Origin of the sequence: Arthrobacter stackebrandtii (assembly GCF_017876675.1) — a bacterium.
GTDB classification, from domain to species: domain Bacteria; phylum Actinomycetota; class Actinomycetes; order Actinomycetales; family Micrococcaceae; genus Specibacter; species Specibacter stackebrandtii.
In genome coordinates, this window is the sequence record NZ_JAGIOI010000001.1 from 2,132,682 (window position 1) to 2,149,498 (window position 16,817).

General features: G+C 66.0%; 12 protein-coding genes. 4 read left to right on the forward strand and 8 right to left on the reverse strand.

Annotated elements, in window-relative coordinates:
• Positions 1–18: 18 nt before the first annotated feature.
• The 6 genes from JOF48_RS09030 to JOF48_RS09055 all read right to left on the reverse strand — a co-directional run bounded on the left by JOF48_RS09030 (position 19) and on the right by JOF48_RS09055 (position 7,755).
• Positions 19–810 carry a hydroxypyruvate isomerase family protein gene (locus tag JOF48_RS09030; protein ID WP_209679830.1) on the reverse strand — a complete coding sequence of 264 codons (792 nt, stop codon included), beginning with the start codon at positions 808–810 and terminating at the stop codon, positions 19–21.
• Positions 811–1,053: 243 nt separating this feature from the next.
• Positions 1,054–2,460 (reverse strand): AAA family ATPase, encoded by a 1,407-nt coding sequence (locus tag JOF48_RS09035; RefSeq protein ID WP_209679834.1) that lies wholly within the window; start codon positions 2,458–2,460, stop codon positions 1,054–1,056.
• Between the two features lie 183 nt (positions 2,461–2,643).
• On the reverse strand, positions 2,644–3,459 hold the full coding sequence (locus tag JOF48_RS09040) for a bifunctional allantoicase/(S)-ureidoglycine aminohydrolase (RefSeq protein WP_209679837.1): 816 nt from the start codon (positions 3,457–3,459) through the stop codon (positions 2,644–2,646).
• Positions 3,460–3,471: 12 nt separating this feature from the next.
• Complete coding sequence (locus JOF48_RS09045) at positions 3,472–4,743, reverse strand: DUF6986 family protein (RefSeq protein WP_209679839.1); 1,272 nt, start codon at positions 4,741–4,743, stop codon at positions 3,472–3,474.
• 1 nt (position 4,744) lies between these two features.
• On the reverse strand, positions 4,745–6,352 hold the full coding sequence (gene aceB / locus JOF48_RS09050) for a malate synthase A (RefSeq protein WP_209679842.1): 1,608 nt from the start codon (positions 6,350–6,352) through the stop codon (positions 4,745–4,747).
• Positions 6,349–7,755 carry an NAD-dependent malic enzyme gene (locus tag JOF48_RS09055; RefSeq protein ID WP_209679846.1) on the reverse strand — a complete coding sequence of 469 codons (1,407 nt, stop codon included), beginning with the start codon at positions 7,753–7,755 and terminating at the stop codon, positions 6,349–6,351. The genes aceB and JOF48_RS09055 overlap by 4 nt, the downstream gene beginning before the upstream one ends.
• Positions 7,756–7,965: 210 nt before the next feature.
• Between JOF48_RS09055 and JOF48_RS09060 the strand changes: the two genes are divergently transcribed.
• On the forward strand, positions 7,966–8,721 hold the full coding sequence (locus tag JOF48_RS09060) for an IclR family transcriptional regulator (RefSeq protein WP_209679849.1): 756 nt from the start codon (positions 7,966–7,968) through the stop codon (positions 8,719–8,721).
• A 116-nt stretch (positions 8,722–8,837) separates the two neighbouring features.
• On the opposite strand, the gene aceE is transcribed toward JOF48_RS09060, so the two are convergent.
• On the reverse strand, positions 8,838–11,579 hold the full coding sequence (gene aceE, locus JOF48_RS09065) for a pyruvate dehydrogenase (acetyl-transferring), homodimeric type (RefSeq protein WP_209679852.1): 2,742 nt from the start codon (positions 11,577–11,579) through the stop codon (positions 8,838–8,840).
• A 506-nt stretch (positions 11,580–12,085) separates the two neighbouring features.
• On the opposite strand from aceE, the gene JOF48_RS09070 reads away from it, so the two are divergent.
• From JOF48_RS09070 to JOF48_RS09080, 3 genes are all read left to right on the forward strand, one after another.
• Positions 12,086–13,564: an NCS1 family nucleobase:cation symporter-1 gene (locus tag JOF48_RS09070; protein WP_342591331.1), complete on the forward strand. Its 1,479-nt coding sequence runs from the start codon at positions 12,086–12,088 to the stop codon at positions 13,562–13,564.
• A 24-nt stretch (positions 13,565–13,588) separates the two neighbouring features.
• The gene (locus JOF48_RS09075; RefSeq protein ID WP_209679855.1) at positions 13,589–14,335 is read left to right on the forward strand and encodes an aspartate/glutamate racemase family protein; all 747 of its coding nucleotides are present in this window, start codon (positions 13,589–13,591) and stop codon (positions 14,333–14,335) included.
• 106 nt (positions 14,336–14,441) lie between these two features.
• Positions 14,442–15,203, forward strand: coding sequence for an SDR family oxidoreductase (locus JOF48_RS09080; protein ID WP_209679857.1), 762 nt, complete (start codon positions 14,442–14,444; stop codon positions 15,201–15,203).
• A gap of 94 nt (positions 15,204–15,297) precedes the next feature.
• Here the strand turns inward: JOF48_RS09080 and JOF48_RS09085 are convergent, their stop codons facing one another.
• Positions 15,298–16,791, reverse strand: coding sequence for a nucleobase:cation symporter-2 family protein (locus tag JOF48_RS09085; protein ID WP_209679859.1), 1,494 nt, complete (start codon positions 16,789–16,791; stop codon positions 15,298–15,300).
• Positions 16,792–16,817: the final 26 nt, after the last annotated feature.

Here is a 16,817-nt window from a genome sequence, read left to right on the forward strand (position 1 = left end):
GGTTGGGGAGGGTGCCGGTCAGGCGTTCTGACGGATGGCCCAGGCGAAGGCCTCGGCTGCCGGGGCCTTGTACTCGAGGCCGATCGGGCCGGAGTAGCCAAGTTCGCGGCTGCGGGCAATCCACTCGCCGAGGGGGAGGGTGCCGGTGCCGGGGGCGCCGCGGCCGGGGTTGTCGGCAATCTGGATGTGGCCGAAGTCCTTGGCGCCCTGCTCGATCACTGCCGCGACGTCGTCGCCGTTGACGGCCAGGTGGTAGAAATCTGCCAGCAGCTTGACGTTTCCGACGCCGGACGCCTGGGTTTTGGCGATGACGGCCAGTGCGTCTGCGGCGGTCTTGAGCGGGTAGGCGGGGGTGCCGGAGACGGGTTCCAGCAGGACCGTTCCGCCGATCGCGGCCACACCCTGGGCGGCTGCCACGAGGTTGGCCACGGCCAGCTCATCCTGGGCTGCGGGGTCCTGGCCGTCCTGGCGGTTGCCGTAGAGGGCGTTGAAGGCCTTGGTGCCCAGGCGCTCGCCGATTCCGGCAACCACGTCGATGTTGTCCTTGAATTCGCTTTCGCGGCCAATCCAGGAAACCAGTCCGCGGTCCCCGGCAGGCATGTCGCCGGCGTTGAAGTTCAGGCCGGTCAGCTGGACGCCCGCATCGGTGATGGAGCGGGCAAAGGCGTCCACGTCGGCATCGGAGGGAACCGAGCCGGCAAACGGCCACCAAAACTCGACGGCGTCGAAGCCGGCAGCCTTGGCTGCGGCGGGGCGCTCCAGCAGGGGCAGCTCCGTCAGGAGGATGGAGCAATTCACTGTGTACGTCATCGTAAAGATCCTTCCAGGGGAACGTCTGCGTTCCTTTTTGCTTCATTCCATAATTTCACTTGATGGAATTTAGTTTCTGCTTTATGAAAAGTCTAGGCAAGGATGTGGAAGTAGTCAAGGTCACAATCATGGACATCGTGGAACCTGGAAACGGGCACAAAAAAGCGCCCGCCGGCGCCTTCGGCACCCGTTCGTCAACGAGGGCGGGCGAAAGCGCCGGCGGGCGCCGGGGCAATGCGGGTCCTAGCGGCCGGGGAAGTCCTGGCTGCCGGTGCCCGCGCCGCTGCCGAGAAGGCTGCGGGTGAGGGTGGAACTGTCATCCATGAGCTGTTGTGCCGCTGCGGCCAGGTGGGCATCTGCGGGAAGTTCCCCCGCCAGTGCGGCCGCCACCACGGCCCGCCGAACCAATTCCTTGGCAAGGGACGCCGTGGTGCCGTCCGTCAGGGCTGCCGCAGCCTCAAGGGCCGGGGCGGAGAAGGCCAGGTTGCGGGAGTAGAGCCGCAGCAGTCCCAGGCGTTCATGCTCGGTGGGCCTGGGGATTTCCACGGCCAGGTCCACCCGGCCGGGCCGCTGGGCCAGTGCCCGCTCGAGCATGTCGACGCGGTTTGTGGTCAGTACAAAAGCAACGTCGGAATCGTTGTCCAGGCCGTCCATTGCGTCGAGGACCTCGAACAGCAGCGGCTGCGGGCCATGGCCAAAACTTCTGTCTTCGGCGATGAGGTCGCAATCCTCCAGGACCACGATGGACGGAGCCAGGGCGCGGGCCAGCTTGGCCGCTTCCGTGATCCGGGCCAGGGCGCCGCCGGAAAGGAGCACGGCCGTGGTGCCGGGACTTTGGCCCAGCAGGTAGCGGACAGTGTGTGTCTTGCCGGTTCCGGGCGGCCCGTAGAGGAGCAGGCCGCGCTTGAGGTGCTGGCCGTGCGCCTTCAATGCGGGCCCCTGGCGGCCAATCCCCAAGGTGTGGTCTTCGACCCGGTCAAGGACGCCGCCGGGCAGGATGATCTCGCTCCGGTCCAATTCGGGGCGCCGGATGAACGTGACGCCGCCCATGCCGGGACCGAACTCGCTGATTTGGAGGGAAATGACCTGGCCCTTGAAAACACTTTCGTGCTCCATCCGGCGGCGCACTTCAGCCAGGAAGGATGCGGTGTCGCCCGGCTCTGCCGCAAGAACCTCCAGGGTGGCGAATTGACGCCCAAAGTTGGGCTTGGCCTCGCGCTGGAGCACGGCGATTGGCGCACCGCCGTAGCGAAAAAGCCGGAGCCCCAAGGCAACGCTCTGGCGTTGCTCGTCGGGGCCGACGGGCTGGTTGGTGTAGTCCGGCGGTGCCAGCGGGAAGGCTGCATGCATATGGCCGTACTGCACCATGTCGCTGAGGGACAGGTGGTTGCGTTGCTCGCCGCCCCCGATTCCCACGAGGCGGGCGCCGGGATCCCGGTCTGCGATGGACTCGAGCAGGATGTCCAGGTCAACCAGGCGGTGGGCGGGGACCTCTTCCACCACCACCGACAGGTTCCTGGACGGTGCGCCCAGATGGTCGGCAAGTGTTTGTAGCAGCTCATCGCCGCCCTCGACAGGATCCACGGCTGCTTGGGCCAGACGGACAAGCGCGCCAAAATCATTGATGAACGTCCCCATTTTTTCATCCATGGTGCGAGCCTAGCAGCGCCGTCAATGCCCCCGGCCGCCCGGCCCGGGCACAAGAAAGCGCCCGCCGGCGCCCGCCCCGACGCCGTTGGGCGGGAGGTGAACGCAGGGCGGACGCGAGGCACCCGGCCGGCCCTGCGCCGTCGTAGTGGCGAGAGGCGGGGCCGGCGGGCGGGGCGGGGTGCTCTAGGTGAGGCGGATCTGGCGGTTCATGTCCTTGTAGAGCAGGTAGCGGAACTCGCCGGGGCCGCCGGCATAGCAGGCCTGGGGGCAGAAGGCGCGCAGCCACATGAAGTCGCCGGCCTCCACCTCCACCCAGTCGTCGTTGAGCAGGTACATGGCCTTGCCCTGAAGGACATACAGGCCGTGCTCCATGACGTGGGTTTCCGGGAACGGAATGGCGCCGCCGGGCTGGAAGGTGACGATGTTGACCTGCATGTCGTGGGCGAGGTCGCTGGAATCCGTGAAGCGGGTGGTCTTCCAGGCGCCGTTGGTGTCCGGCATGGCGGTGGGTTCCACCTCGGCATCGCTGGTCACGAAGGACTTCGCCTCGTAGCCTTCGAGGCGTTCGTAGGCCTTGCGGATCCACTGGAAGGAGACGATGTCATCCGAGACGTTTGCCAGGCCCCACGTTGCGCCGGCGGCAAGGTAGGCGTAGCCGCCCTCCTCGAGTGCGTGCAGTTCGCCGTCGAGGGTCAGGTTGACCTTGCCCTTGGTGACGAAGACGACGCCCTCGACGCCCTTCTCAAACTCGGCGACGGGCGCCCCGCCGCCCGGGCCGATCTCAACGATCAGCTGGGAGAACGTGGTGGAGAAGCCTGCGATGGGACGGGCCAGGATCCACGAGCGGGTGTTGGTGAACCCGGGAAGCGTGCTCGTGACGATGTCGGTCATGACGCCCTTGGGGATGACCGTGTAGGCCTCCGTGACGATGGCCCGTTCCGTGGTGAGGTGGGTCTGCGGCGGCAGGCCGCCCTTGGGGTGGTAGTACTTGCCAGTCATCCTTGACTCCTTCTAGTTCGTTACGGTTTGGGCCAGCCGCGGGTGTGCCAGTGCGGTCAGGCGGGAAATGGTGAGGCCGGTCAGGGCGGCAACTTCGTCTTCGCCGACGGCGCCGCAGACCACGCCGCGCAGCACGAAGTTGGCCAGTGCGCGGGCCGTTGCGGGCTCGTCCATGACGGCCCCGGGGGTCTGCTCCACGTAGTTGCGCAGGCGTTCGGCCGACGCCGGCAGCCCCTCGCGGTAGAACGCATAGGCTGCGCTGAAGCGGCTGGGCAGCTGGGCTGCGTGCATGTCCCAGCCCTGGTAGTAGCCGCGCTCCAGGGAGCGGCGCACCAGGCGGCCGTGCAGCGCCCAGGCCGACTCCACGCCGTCGCCCATGGGGATGACGTTGGTGGAGCCGTCGGAGAGGCGGATGCCCGTGCCGGCCACGGCGAGCTGCATGACCTCCTTGGCGAAGTCCGCCACCGGGTGCTCCATGGACTGGTAGCCGGCGGAGATTTCCAGGGAGGCGCTGTAGTCGTAGGTGCCGTAGTGCAGGCCGCTGATCCGCCCCGGGATTTCGTGGGCCAGGCGGGCGACGGGGGAGGTGCCGTCGTGGGCCAGGATGAGCTGCGGGGTTTCCACCTGCACCTCAAAGCGGAGCCGGCCGGCGGGCAGCCCGTGGATCTGCTCGAGGCGGTTGACGGCGAAGTCCATGGCGCGGACCTGGTCCACCGTGGTGACCTTGGGCAGGGTCAGGACGAGGCCGTCCGGCAGCCCGCCGGTCTCCACCAGGGTGGAAACGAACAGGTCAAGGGTGCGGATGCCGCGGTTGCGGGTGGCGGCCTCGAAGCACTTGAAGCGGATGCCGATGAAGGGCGGGGCGGTGCCCTGCCCGACGGCGGTGTTCACGGCCCGGGCGGCCGTGACCGCCGCGGCGTCCTCGGCCTCGTCGCCGCGGTCGCCGAAGCCGTCCTCAAAGTCCAGGCGCAGGTCCTCGATGGGCTCGGCGGCCAGCTTGGCTGCCACGCGCGGCGCCACGGCGGCGGCGAGTTCCGCGTCCTGGCCCAGCAGGGAGCCGAGGCGTTCGAGTCCGCCGCGCCCCTCTGCCAGGGCCAATGCTTCCCGGCCCCAGTCAGCGGCCAGGGTGGGCGTGAACTTGTCGGCGGGGACGTAGACGGTGTGGACGGGCTGGCGGCTGCCGTCGTCGCCGGGGTAGTTGCGGGCCAGGAGTTCATCTGTGGGTGCCAGGGCGGCGTCGATGTGCGCCAGGTCGGCGGCGGAGAGGGAGAGTTTCGCGGCCATGTCAGCCCACCAGTTCGTAGGCGGGGATGGTCAGGAAGTCCGTGTAGTCCTCGGACAGGCAGATCTCGGAGATGAGGCCGCTGGCGGGTGCGTAGTGCTTGGTGAAGGCTTCCTCGCCCACCTCGCCGCGCAGCCGCTCCGTCTCTTCGGCGAGAATCTGCGTCACGAGCTCGCGGGTGACGGTGTTTCCGGTGTCGGCGAGCGTGACCTGGTTGTGGATCTGCTGCCAAACCTGGGACCGGGAAATCTCCGCGGTGGCCGCGTCTTCCATGAGGTTGTGGATGGCCACGGCGCCGTTGCCTGAAATCCAGACGGCGGTGTAGGCCACGGCCACGTAGAGGTTCAGGCGCAGGCCCGCCTCGGTGGCGCTGCCCGCGGCCGAGGCGATGTCCAGCAGCTGTTCGGCGGTGACGGTGACGTCCGGGCGCTGCTTGTCCAGCTGGTTGGGCTTGTCTCCCAGGACGGCGTCAAAGACCTCCTGGCAGATCGGCACCAGGTCGGGGTGCGCCACCCAGGAACCGTCGAAGCCGTCGTTGGCCTCGCGGGTCTTGTCGGCGCGGACCTTGTCAAAGGCGGCGGCCGTGACTTCGGGTTCGCGGCGGTTCGGGATGACCGCGGCCATGCCGCCCATGGCGAAGGCGCCGCGGTGGTGGCAGGTCTTGACCAGCAGCTCGGTGTAGGCGCGCATGAACGGTGCCGTCATGGCCACCTGGGCGCGGTCCGGCAGGGTGAAGGCCGCACCGGCGTCGCGGAAGTACTTGATGATGCTGAACAGGTAGTCCCAGCGGCCGGCGTTCAGCCCGGAGGCGTGGTCGCGCAGTTCGTAAAGGATCTCATCCATTTCAAACGCGGCCGGGATGGTCTCGATCAGCACGGTGGCGCGGATGGTGCCCTGCGGGATGCCGAGGTAGTCCTGGGCGAAGACGAAGATGTCGTTCCAGAGGCGGGCCTCGAGGTGGCTTTCCATCTTGGGGAGGTAGTAGTACGGCCCCTGGCCGTTGGCGATGAGCGCCTTGGCGGTGTGGAAGAAGTGCAGTCCGAAGTCGGCCAGCGCACCCGAGGTGGGTTCGCCGTCGAGCAGGATGTGCCGTTCCTCAAGGTGCCAGCCGCGGGGGCGGGCCACCACCACGGCGAGCGGGGCGTCCGTGCGGAGACGGTACTCCTTGCCCTCCGGGGAGGTGTATTCCAGCGTGCCGAGGGCGGCGTCGCGGAGGTTCAGGACGGCGTCGACCACGTTTTCCCAGAGCGGGGTGCTGGCGTCCTCAAGGTCGGCCAGCCAGACCTTGGCGCCGGAGTTGAGGGCGTTGATCGCCATTTTGGCGGGGGAGGCGGGGCCTGTCATCTCGACGCGGCGGTCCGTCAGCGCGGCCGGTGCGGGGGCGACCTTCCAGTCGCCGCTGCGCACGCTTTCGGTCTCGGGGAGGAAGTCAAGCTTCCCGGTTTCGGCCACCTTGGTGCGGCGGGCGGTGCGGGCGGCCAGGAGGTTCTTGCGGGCCGGGTTGAAGCGCGCGTTCAGCTCCGCCACAAAGTCCAGGGCCTCGGGGGTGAGGATTTCGCCCGCGCGGGGAATGGGGTTCAGGTCCGTAACGGTGACGGTCTGGTTGCTCAAGACTGCTTCCTCTCTGTGATGGTGCCGGCCGCGGCGGCAGCCACGGCGGCGGCGACGTTGCCGGCCACGTGCGGGTCGAAAACGCTGGGGATGATGTAGCTGGCATTCAGTTCTTCGTCGGAGACCCCGTTGGCGATGGCCTCGGCGGCTGCCACCAGCATATTCGGTGTGATGTCCGACACGCCCGCGTCCAGCAGGCCGCGGAAGAAGCCTGGGAACGCCAGCACATTGTTGATCTGGTTCGGGAAGTCGCTGCGTCCGGTGGCCACCACGGCGGCGTGGCGGGCGGCGATGACCGGGTCCACCTCCGGTGTGGGGTTGGCCATGGCGAACACAATTGCCTTCTCCGCCATGGCGGCAACCTGTTCCTCGCCCAGGACGTTGGGGCCGCTGACGCCGATGAATACATCTGCCCCGGCCATGGCCTCGTGGAGCGTGCCCTCGAAGTTGTCCGGGTTGGTGTTCTCGGCCAGCCAAGCGCGGTGCTCGTCCGTGTGGACCTCATTGCGGTGGATGGAGCCGTTGCGGCCGCAGGCCACGACATTGGTGGCGCCCTGGGCGATGAGCAGCTGGATGATGGCGTTGCCGGCCGCGCCGACACCGGCAACCACGATCTTCACATCCGCGATCTTCTTTTCCACGACCTTCAGTGCGTTCGTCAGTGCGGAGAGGGTCACGATCGCGGTGCCGTGCTGGTCGTCGTGGAAGACCGGGATGTCCAGCTCGTCGCGCAGGCGCTTCTCGATTTCAAAGCACCGCGGTGCGGCGATGTCCTCAAGGTTGATGCCGCCGTAGACGGGTGCCATGGCCTTGGCAATCATGATGATTTCCTCAGTGTCCTGCGTGTCCAGGCACACCGGCCAGGCGTCCACGTTGGCAAACTGCTTGAACAGCGCCGCCTTGCCCTCCATGACCGGCAGCGCGGCGGCAGGGCCGATGTTGCCCAGGCCCAGCACGGCAGAGCCGTCGGTCAGCACGGCAATGGTGTTGCGCTTGACCGTGAGGTTGCGGGCGGCTTCGGGATCTTCGGCAATCGCCATGCAAACGCGTGCGACGCCGGGGGTGTAGGCCCGCGAAAGGTCGTCACGGTTGCGCAGCGCAACTTTGGGGACGACCTCCAGTTTGCCGCCGAGGTGCATGAGGAAGGTTCGGTCGGACACGTGCAGCACCTCGACGCCGTCGAGCGCGTCCAGCGACTCCTTGATGCGTTGTGCGTGGGCGTCGTCGGTGGTGTTGGCCGTGATGTCCACGACGATGCTCTCATGCCGGGATTCGGTCACGTCCAGGGCGGTGACGGCAGCGCCGGCGGCGCCGACTGCGGCCGCGAGCTCGCTGGTGACCGTGAAGTTGGACGGGGCACTGACGCGCAGGGTAATCGAGTTGCCGGGACTTGGATTCGCCATTGAAGTTCCTTCTTTTGGGCCCGTGGGAGGGCTGTCGACAGTTACGATTGTTTTCGTATTATGGATATTATTATCTACCTAGTGAAAATTCAAGCCCGGAGCGCAACTTTGTTGCAGCGGCCCTACCGTAGGGTAAGTTGGTAAATTGAAACTAACGTGTCACCATGCGGATAACTTGCCGCGGCAACCAGGACCTAGGAGTGGATACCCATGGCGGTAAAAGCAAGCGGCGGCGTGCAGTCCGTGGAACGTGTCTTTGACCTGCTGGAGCTCATCACGGATGCCGGCGGCAACGTCACCCTCAGTGAGCTCTCCGCCTCCACCGACCTGCCGCTGCCCACCATCCACCGGCTGCTGCGCACGCTCGTCACGCTGGGGTACATCCGCCAGCTGCCCAGCCGCCGCTACGCCCTGGGGCCGCGCCTGATCCGCCTCGGCGAAGGCGCCACGAAGCAGCTCGGCGCACTGGCCCAGCCACAGCTGAAGACGCTCGTGGACGAACTTGGCGAGACGGCCAACATGGCGGTCCTCGACGACGACATGGTCATTTACATTGCACAGGTCCCGTCCCCGCACTCCATGCGCATGTTCACGGAGGTTGGCCGCCGCGCCCACACGCACGACACCGGCGTGGGCAAGGCCCTCCTGGCCCAGCTGGACGATGACACCGTCCGCAGCATCATCGCCCGACAGGGCATGCCCCGCCCCACCAGCTACAGCCTCGGCACGATCGACGAGCTGCTGGCCGACCTTGCCCGCATCCGGGAGCGCGGCTACTCCATTGACGAACAGGAACAGGAGCTGGGCGTTCGCTGCTTCGCCATGGCCGTGCCCGATTCGCCGACGCCCACCGCCATTTCCGTCTCCGGGCCCGTCTCCCGCGTGGACTCCGCCTTTGCCGACCGCGCCATTCCAGAACTGCGTCGTGCGGCGAGGGTGATTTCGGGGGAGTTGAACCGGAACTAGCGCTGGGGTGGTGTTGGTTGTTTGAGTGCGTGGGAAAGGCCCCCGAACGGTGTGTTTGGGGGCCTTTCCTGTGGTTGTTGCCGGGCCCGTGGGTGGGGCCTTTGGTGTGTGTTGGGTTAGCTGTCGCCGCCTGCGTTGCCGGTGGTGCCGGCGTTGACGTTCAGCAGGTCGTATTTCGCGGCGGCCTGGGCGGGGGCTTCGGCGGGGACTTCCCCGCGCTTGGCGAGCATTTGCAGGGTGCGGACGACCACTGAGTGGGAGTCGATCTTGAAGAAGCGCCGTGCTGCTGCGCGGGTGTCGGAGAAGCCGAAGCCGTCCGCGCCGAGGGTGGCGAAGTCGTTGGGCAGGAACTGGCGTACCTGGTCCGGGACGGCCTTCATGTAGTCGGTCACGGCGACCACGGGTCCCTGGGCACCGACCATTTTGGCGGTGATGTAGGGGGTCCGGGGCTCGTTCTCGGGGTGCAGGAAGGCGTCTTCTTCGGCGGCGAGGCCGTCGCGGCGCAGCTCGGACCATGAGGTCACGGACCAAACATCTGCTGCAACGCCCCACTCCTCGGCGAGGATTTGCTGTGCTTCCAGGGCCCAGGGCACGGAGACACCGGAGGCCAGAAGCTGCGTGGCCGGTCCCTGGATCTGTGCGGCCTTGAGGTGGTAGATGCCCTTGGTGATGCCTTCGATGTCGATGTTGTCCGGTGCCTTGGGCTGGATGATCGGCTCGTTGTACACGGTGATGTAGTACATGACGTTGGGATCTACTGAGTCCTTGCCGTACATGCGCTCGAGGCCGGCGTGCATGATCGCCCCGATTTCGTAGCCGTAGGCGGGGTCGTAGGTGATCACGGCCGGGTTCGTGGCGGCCAGGATCGGGGAGTGCCCGTCGGCGTGCTGCAGGCCTTCACCGGTCAGGGTGGTCCGTCCTGCGGTGGCGCCGATGATGAATCCGCGGGTCATCTGGTCCCCGGCAGCCCAGAAGGAGTCGCCGGTGCGTTGGAAGCCGAACATGGAGTAGAACACGTAGATCGGGATCAACGGTTCCCCGTGGGTGGCGTAGGAAGTGCCGGCGGCGGTGAACGCGGCCACTGAACCGGCCTCGTTGATGCCGGCGTGCACGATCTGCCCGCTGATGGACTCCTTGTAGGCCAGGACCAGGTCGCGGTCCACGGAGAGGTAGTTCTGCCCGTTCGGGTTGTAGATCTTCGCGGTCGGGAAGAACGCGTCGATGCCGAAGGTGCGTGCCTCATCCGGGATGATCGGCACGATCCGCTTGCCGATCTTCGGATCGCGCATGAGGTCCTTGAGCAGGCGCACGAAGGCCATGGTCGTGGCGGCGTGCTGCTTGCCGGAACCGCGGTTGGCGACCTCGTAGGTCTTCTCTCCCGGGAGTTCCAGCTCGGTGTGCTTGGAGCGGCGTTCGGGCACAAAACCGCCGAGTTCGTTGCGGCGGGCCATCATGTACTGGATTTCCGGGGTGTCCATGCCGGGGTGGTAGTACGGGGGACGGTACGGATCCGCTTCCAGGACCTCATCAGAGATGGGCAGGCGCAGGTGCGTACGGAAGTCCTTGAGGTCCTGCAAGGTGAGCTTCTTCATCTGGTGCGTGGAGTTGCGCGCCTCGAAGTGAGTGCCCAGCCCGTAGCCCTTGACGGTGTGGGCCAGGATCACGGTGGGCTTGCCCTTGAACTCGGTGGCGGCCTTGTAGGCGGCGTAGACCTTGTGGTAGTCGTGCCCGCCGCGCTTGAGGTTCCAGACCTCGTCGTCGGAAAGGTGTGCTGCCAGTTCCTTGGTCTGCGGGGTCTGGCCGAAGAAGTGCTCCCGCACGAACCCGCCGGACTCTGCCTTGTACGTCTGGTAGTCCCCGTCAACGGTGGTGTTCATGACGTCCACGAGTGAGCCGTCTTCATCCCGGGCCAGCAGGTCATCCCACTCCCGGCCCCAAAGGACCTTGATGACATTCCAGCCGGCGCCGCGGAAGAATGCTTCCAGTTCCTGGACGATCTTGCCGTTGCCGCGCACCGGCCCGTCCAGGCGCTGCAGGTTGCAGTTGATGACAAAGGTCAGGTTGTCCAGCTTGTCGTTGGCAGCAAGCTGGAGCAGGCCGCGGGACTCGGGCTCGTCCATTTCGCCGTCACCCAGGAACGCCCAAACATGCTGGTTGCTGGTGTCCTTGATGCCGCGGTTGTGCAGGTACCGGTTGGACTGCGCCTGGTAGATCGCGTTCATGGGACCGATACCCATGGAGACCGTGGGGAATTCCCAGAACTCCGGCATCAGGCGCGGGTGCGGGTAGGAAGACAGGGCGTGGCCCTCGTGGGACTTCTCCTGACGGAAACCGTCCAAATCCTCCTCGCTCAGGCGTCCTTCAAGGAACGCGCGGGCGTACATGCCCGGGGATGCGTGGCCCTGGAAGAAGACCTGGTCCCCGCCGCCGGCATGGTTCTTGCCACGGAAGAAATGGTTGAAACCCACCTCATACAGTGTCGCAGCACCGGCGTAGGTGGAGATGTGTCCGCCAACACCAATGTCGGGGCGCTGGGCGCGGTGCACCAAAACAGCCGCGTTCCAGCGCAACCAAGCGCGGTACTTGCGCTCAATCTCTTCATTGCCGGGGAACACGGGTTCCTGGTCGGCAGGGATCGTGTTCACATAATCAGTCGTCGTGACCATGGGCACGCCAACACTCTGCGCACCCGCCCGCTGAAGCAGGCTACGCATAATGAACTGGGCACGGCTCGTGTCCTTCTCCTCGATGAGGGAGTCGAGGGCTTCGAGCCATTCGGCGGTTTCCTCGGGATCGTGGTCGGGCAGGTGGCTGGTCAGCCCGCCAAGGATGGGGGAGTCGTTCTCTCGCAGTAACATCTGTCCTCTTTCCGTGATGCGTTCGAAGCCGCCCGGGGGCGTCGTCGTGGGAAGCGGCCACTCCCTGTGGAGTCGGCCCGTGGTGGCGCAGTTTTGCCCAGAAAGCCCCAAGGGGGCCGTTCGGTGCCGCCGGCCATGCGTTCGCCGTCGAACGCGGAGTGGACGGGCCAGACAAAGTGCTGCATCGAGTTTCGCTAGATGGAAACAAAATATTGTATGCCGAGAGTACTTCGTTGGGTGGCCGGATGACAAATTTTGGGCTATTGACACATTTTCACGGCCAAACCTTTGACTTGATGTGATCCGGCTCATAGACTTGTTTTCATTCTTCAAGAGTTTTCTTCCACCATACGAAAAAACCAACTTGTTGCGGAGCTATCATGGACGCTACTTCCACAAAAAATATCCACACGGATGAGGCAGGTGCCACCCGCCAAGGACGACGGGCCGCCTTGTCTGATCCAAGAAGAGGAACCGCTTTGTCTGAACCAATTGCAGGGGCAACGGTGTCGAAACCGCCTTTTGAAACCCCTGAGGGCTACACGCTCAGTGCGAGCCTCTTCAACCAGGACCTCGCCCCGACCAAGATGAAGGGCCGGCGCTGGTCCAGCTACAGCATCTTCACCCTCTGGGCCAACGACGTGCACAGCCTGGGCAACTACGCCTTCGCCATCGGATTGTTTGCCCTTGGCCTCGGCGGCTGGCAGATCCTGCTGGCCCTGGGCATCGGCGCGGTCCTGCTCTTTGGCCTGCTCAACTTCTCCGGGTTCATGGGGTTCCGCACGGGCGTTCCATTCCCCGTCATGAGCCGCATCAGCTTCGGCATCAAGGGCGCGCACATCGCCTCGCTGCTGAGGGGAGGGGTGGCCATCGTCTGGTTTGGCGTGCAGACCTTCCTTGCCTCGGTGGTGCTGCGGGTCATGCTGACCGCCCTGGTCCCGTCCCTGGGGGCGTTGGACCACAACAACATCCTGGGCCTGTCCACGCTGGGCTGGCTGACATTCATCGCGCTTTGGATTGTGCAGGTGGTGATCGTCAGCTTCGGCATGGACATGATCCGCAAGTACGAGGCCTTTGCCGGTCCCATCATCCTTGTCACCATGGCGGCGATCGCCATCTGGATGTTCACCGAAGCCGGCGGATCCATCGCCTGGCAGACGGACAACGGCCTGCACGGCGGTGAAATGTGGCGCACCATCTTCGCCGGCGGCGCGCTGTGGGTGGCCATCTACGGCACCTTTGTCCTGAACTTCTGCGACTTTACCCGCTCCGCCAAGAGCGCCAAGTCGATTGTGCGCGGCAACTTCTGGGGCATCCCCATCAACATGCTGGTGTTCGGCGCCATTGTGGTTGTCATCTCCGGCGCCCAGTTCAAGATCGACGGCACCATCATCGAAAGCCCGTCGGACATTGTGCAGACCATCCCCAACACCTTCTTCCTGGTGGCCGCCTGCCTGGCGCTGCTGATCCTCACGATCGCCGTGAACCTCATGGCCAACTTTGTGGCCCCTGTCTACGCGCTCACCAACCTGTTCCCGCGCCACCTGAACTTCCGCAAGGCAGCCCTCGTCAGTGCCCTGATCGGCCTGGTGATCCTGCCCTGGAACCTCTACAACAACCCCGTGGTCATTGTGTACTTCCTCGGCGGGCTCGGCGCGCTCCTCGGCCCGCTGTTCGGCGTCATCATGGCCGACTACTGGCTCATCCGCCGCGGCAAGGTCAACGTCCCCCACCTGTACACCAACGCCGAAGGCGCGGATTACTACTACAAGAGGGGCGTGAACCCGCGGGCGGCACTGTCCCTGGTACCGGCCTCCGTGGTGGCGATCCTGATCGCCTTCATCCCGGCGCTGCACGAGGTCTCCTCCTTCTCCTGGTTCTTCGGCGCAGGCATTGCCGCGGTGACGTACTACTTTGTTGCGGACCGCCACGGACGCTTCCGCGAGGTGTCGGGCGAGCCCATCGCCGTCGACAGCGTCCACTGACCACCACCCCAACGAAAGGCAACCATGCGCATCCTTGTAGTCAATGTGAACACCACGGCATCCATGACGGAATCCATTGCCGCCCAGGCCCGTTCCGCGGCATCGGAAGGCACTGAAATCGTGGCGCTGACGCCCCGCTTCGGCGCCGAATCCTGTGAGGGCAACTTCGAAAGCTACCTGGCCGCCGTCGCGGTCATGGACGCAGTCCAGTCCTACCCCGAACCGTTCGACGCCGTCGTCCAGGCCGGCTACGGCGAACACGGCCGGGAGGGGCTGCAGGAACTGCTGGACGTGCCCGTCGTGGACATCACCGAGGCGGCAGCCAGCACGGCCATGTTCCTGGGGCACAAGTACTCGGTGGTCACCACCCTTGACCGGGCCGTGCCGCTGATCGAGGACCGGCTCAAGCTGGCCGGGCTGACCGACCGCTGCGCCTCCGTCCGTGCCAGCGGCATGGCCGTGCTGGAGCTCGAGGAGGAGCCGGAGCGTGCCGTTGAGGCCATTGTCCGCGAGGCCGAACTCGCCGTCACCGCCGACAAGGCCGAGGTCATCGTCCTGGGCTGCGGCGGCATGGCGGGCCTGAATGAGCAGGTCCGCCGGCGCACCGGCGTCCCCGTGGTCGACGGCGTTGCGGCGGCGGTGGCCATTGCCGAATCGCTCGTCGGGCTGGGCCTGTCCACGTCCAAGGTGCGCACCTTTGCGCCGCCGCGTCCCAAGGCCTTCAAGGGCTGGCCGGTCCCGGCCGGTGCCGCTGAGCTGATCGCGCGCTGACGCCGCCCGGGGCGGGGCAGGCAGGGACATCCCCGCCTGCCCCGCCCTTTGGCGTCTCCGCCACACCCAAAGGCGCAACAATGGAAGAAACCGTGAGGAGCAAGCAATGAGTGAAGTACCAGCAAGCGGCAAGGTCATGGTGGTGACCGGAGCCGGATCCGGAATCGGCCGCGCCGTGGCCCAGTCCGCCCTGGCCGAAGGCTGGCGCGTGGTCCTGGCCGGCCGCCGTGGCGCGGAGCTGCTGGCCACCGCCGGCGGCCACCCCGGCGCAGTTGCCGTGCCCACCGACGTGACGGACGAGGCCGCCGTCGACGCGCTCTTCCGGCGCGCAGTGGAAAGCTCTGGCCGGGTCGACGTGCTCTTCAACAACGCCGGCATGTTCGGCCCGGCCCAGTCCGTCGATGAAATCTCGCTCGCTGACTGGAACGCCACCGTGGCCGTCAACCTGACCGGCGCCATGCTGTGTGCCGCAGCCGCCGTGCGCACCATGAAAAGCCAGCAGCCGCAGGGCGGCCGGATCATCAACAACGGCTCCATCTCCGCCCATTCCCCGCGCCCCAAGTCCACGGCCTACACCGTCACGAAACACGCCATCACCGGCCTGACCAAGTCCATAGAGCTCGACGGGCGCCCCTTCGGCATCAGCTGCGGGCAGATCGACATCGGCAACACCGCCACCTCCATCATGTCCACCCTGGATGTTGCCCGCGGCGCCCTCCAGGCCAACGGCGAACTCCTCGTCGAGCCCACGTTTCCCGTGGAAGAGGCCGCCCGCACCGTCCTGTTCATGGCGGGGCTGCCCGCCTCGGCCACCATCGGCCAGCTCACCATCACCGCAGCCGGCATGCCGTTTGTGGGGCGCGGCTGAGGCCTGCGGGCTTCCCCAAAACCATGCACGACGGCGGTTGGCCCACCTCGGGAAGGCGGGCCAACCGCCGTCGTGCATGGAATGAAAGGAGCCGCTAATGCGTGGGCGCATTGCCAAGCGGGATCTCGCCGGTGACGGGGACCTCGGTGCCGTCGGCCGCGATGAGCCTGCCGTTTTCGCAGCGGTCGCCGTCCTGCAGTGACGCGAGGATTTCCGCGGTGACCTGGCGGTCCGTGCCGGCGACAAACACCGATGCGTTCTCCGGGTTGCCGCGCTTGAAGTGGTTGAACAGCAGGTTCAGCAGGATCGCCATGATGGCGGCGGAGGAGATGCCGGAGTGGAAGATGGTGCCAACCCACGTGGGGAACTGGTCATAGAACGTGGGTGCAGCGATGGGCAGCATGCCGAAACCGATGGACGTGGCCACGATGATCAGGTTCATGTTGTTGCGGTAGTCCACCTGGGCGAGGGTGCGGATGCCGCTGGCGGCGACCGTGCCGAACAGCACGATCCCGGCACCGCCGAGGACGGAGAGCGGGACCGAGGCGACCACGCGGCCCAGGATGGGCAGCAGGCCCAGGACCACCAGGATGACGCCGCCGGCGGAGACCACGAAGCGGCTCTTGATGCCCGTGACGGCCACCAGTCCCACGTTTTGCGCGAAGGCGCTCTGGGTGAAGGAGCCGAAGACGGGGGAGACCAGGCTGGAGGCCATGTCGGCGCGGAGCCCGGCCGCGATGCGCTTGGAGTCGACCTTCGTGCCGACGATCTCACCGACGGCCAGGATGTCCGCCGTTGTTTCCGTCAGGATCACCAGCACCACGATCAGCATGGAGATGATGGCGGCGGCGTTGAAGGTGGGCGGGCCCAGGTGGAACGGCATGGGCAGTTCAAAGATGGCGCCCGCGCCCACCTGGGAGAAATCGGCCTTGCCCATGAACACGGCTGCAATGGTGCCGATGACCATGGCCAGCAGGATGGACAGGCGCGAGATGGTGGCGCTGCCCAGCTTGCTCAGGACCAGCACGACGGCCAGGGTTCCGGCGGCGAGCAGGATGTTCGAGACGCTGCCGTAGTCGGCGGCCTTCTTGTTCCCGCCCATGGACCAGTTCGCGGCCACGGGCATGAGCGTCAGTCCGATGGTGGTGATGACGCTGCCGGTGACAACGGGCGGGAAGAACTTCACGATCTTGGAAAACAGCGGCGCGATCAGCAGGCCGAACGCGGCCGAGACAATGACGGCGCCAAACACCGCCTGGATGCCGCCGCCGCCAACGATGGCCACCATGGTGGCGACGCTGGCAAAGGACACGCCCTGGACCAGCGGCAGCTGCGAGCCGAAGAACGGCAGGCCCAAAGTCTGCAGCAGGGTGGCCAGCCCGCCCATGAACAGGGCGGCTGTAATGAGGATGCCAATGTCGGGGCCGGACAGCCCTGCGGCCTGGCCAACAATGAGGGGGACGGCGACGATGCCGCCGTACATGGTCAATACGTGTTGGAATCCATAGGCGAAACTTGCGCCGATTCCGAGCTTTTCATCTTCCGGCCTGGTGGGAACTGTGGCCGTTGCCAGTGGTCTCTTGGTCATAGCGGACCTCCTTGTCTGCTTACCCT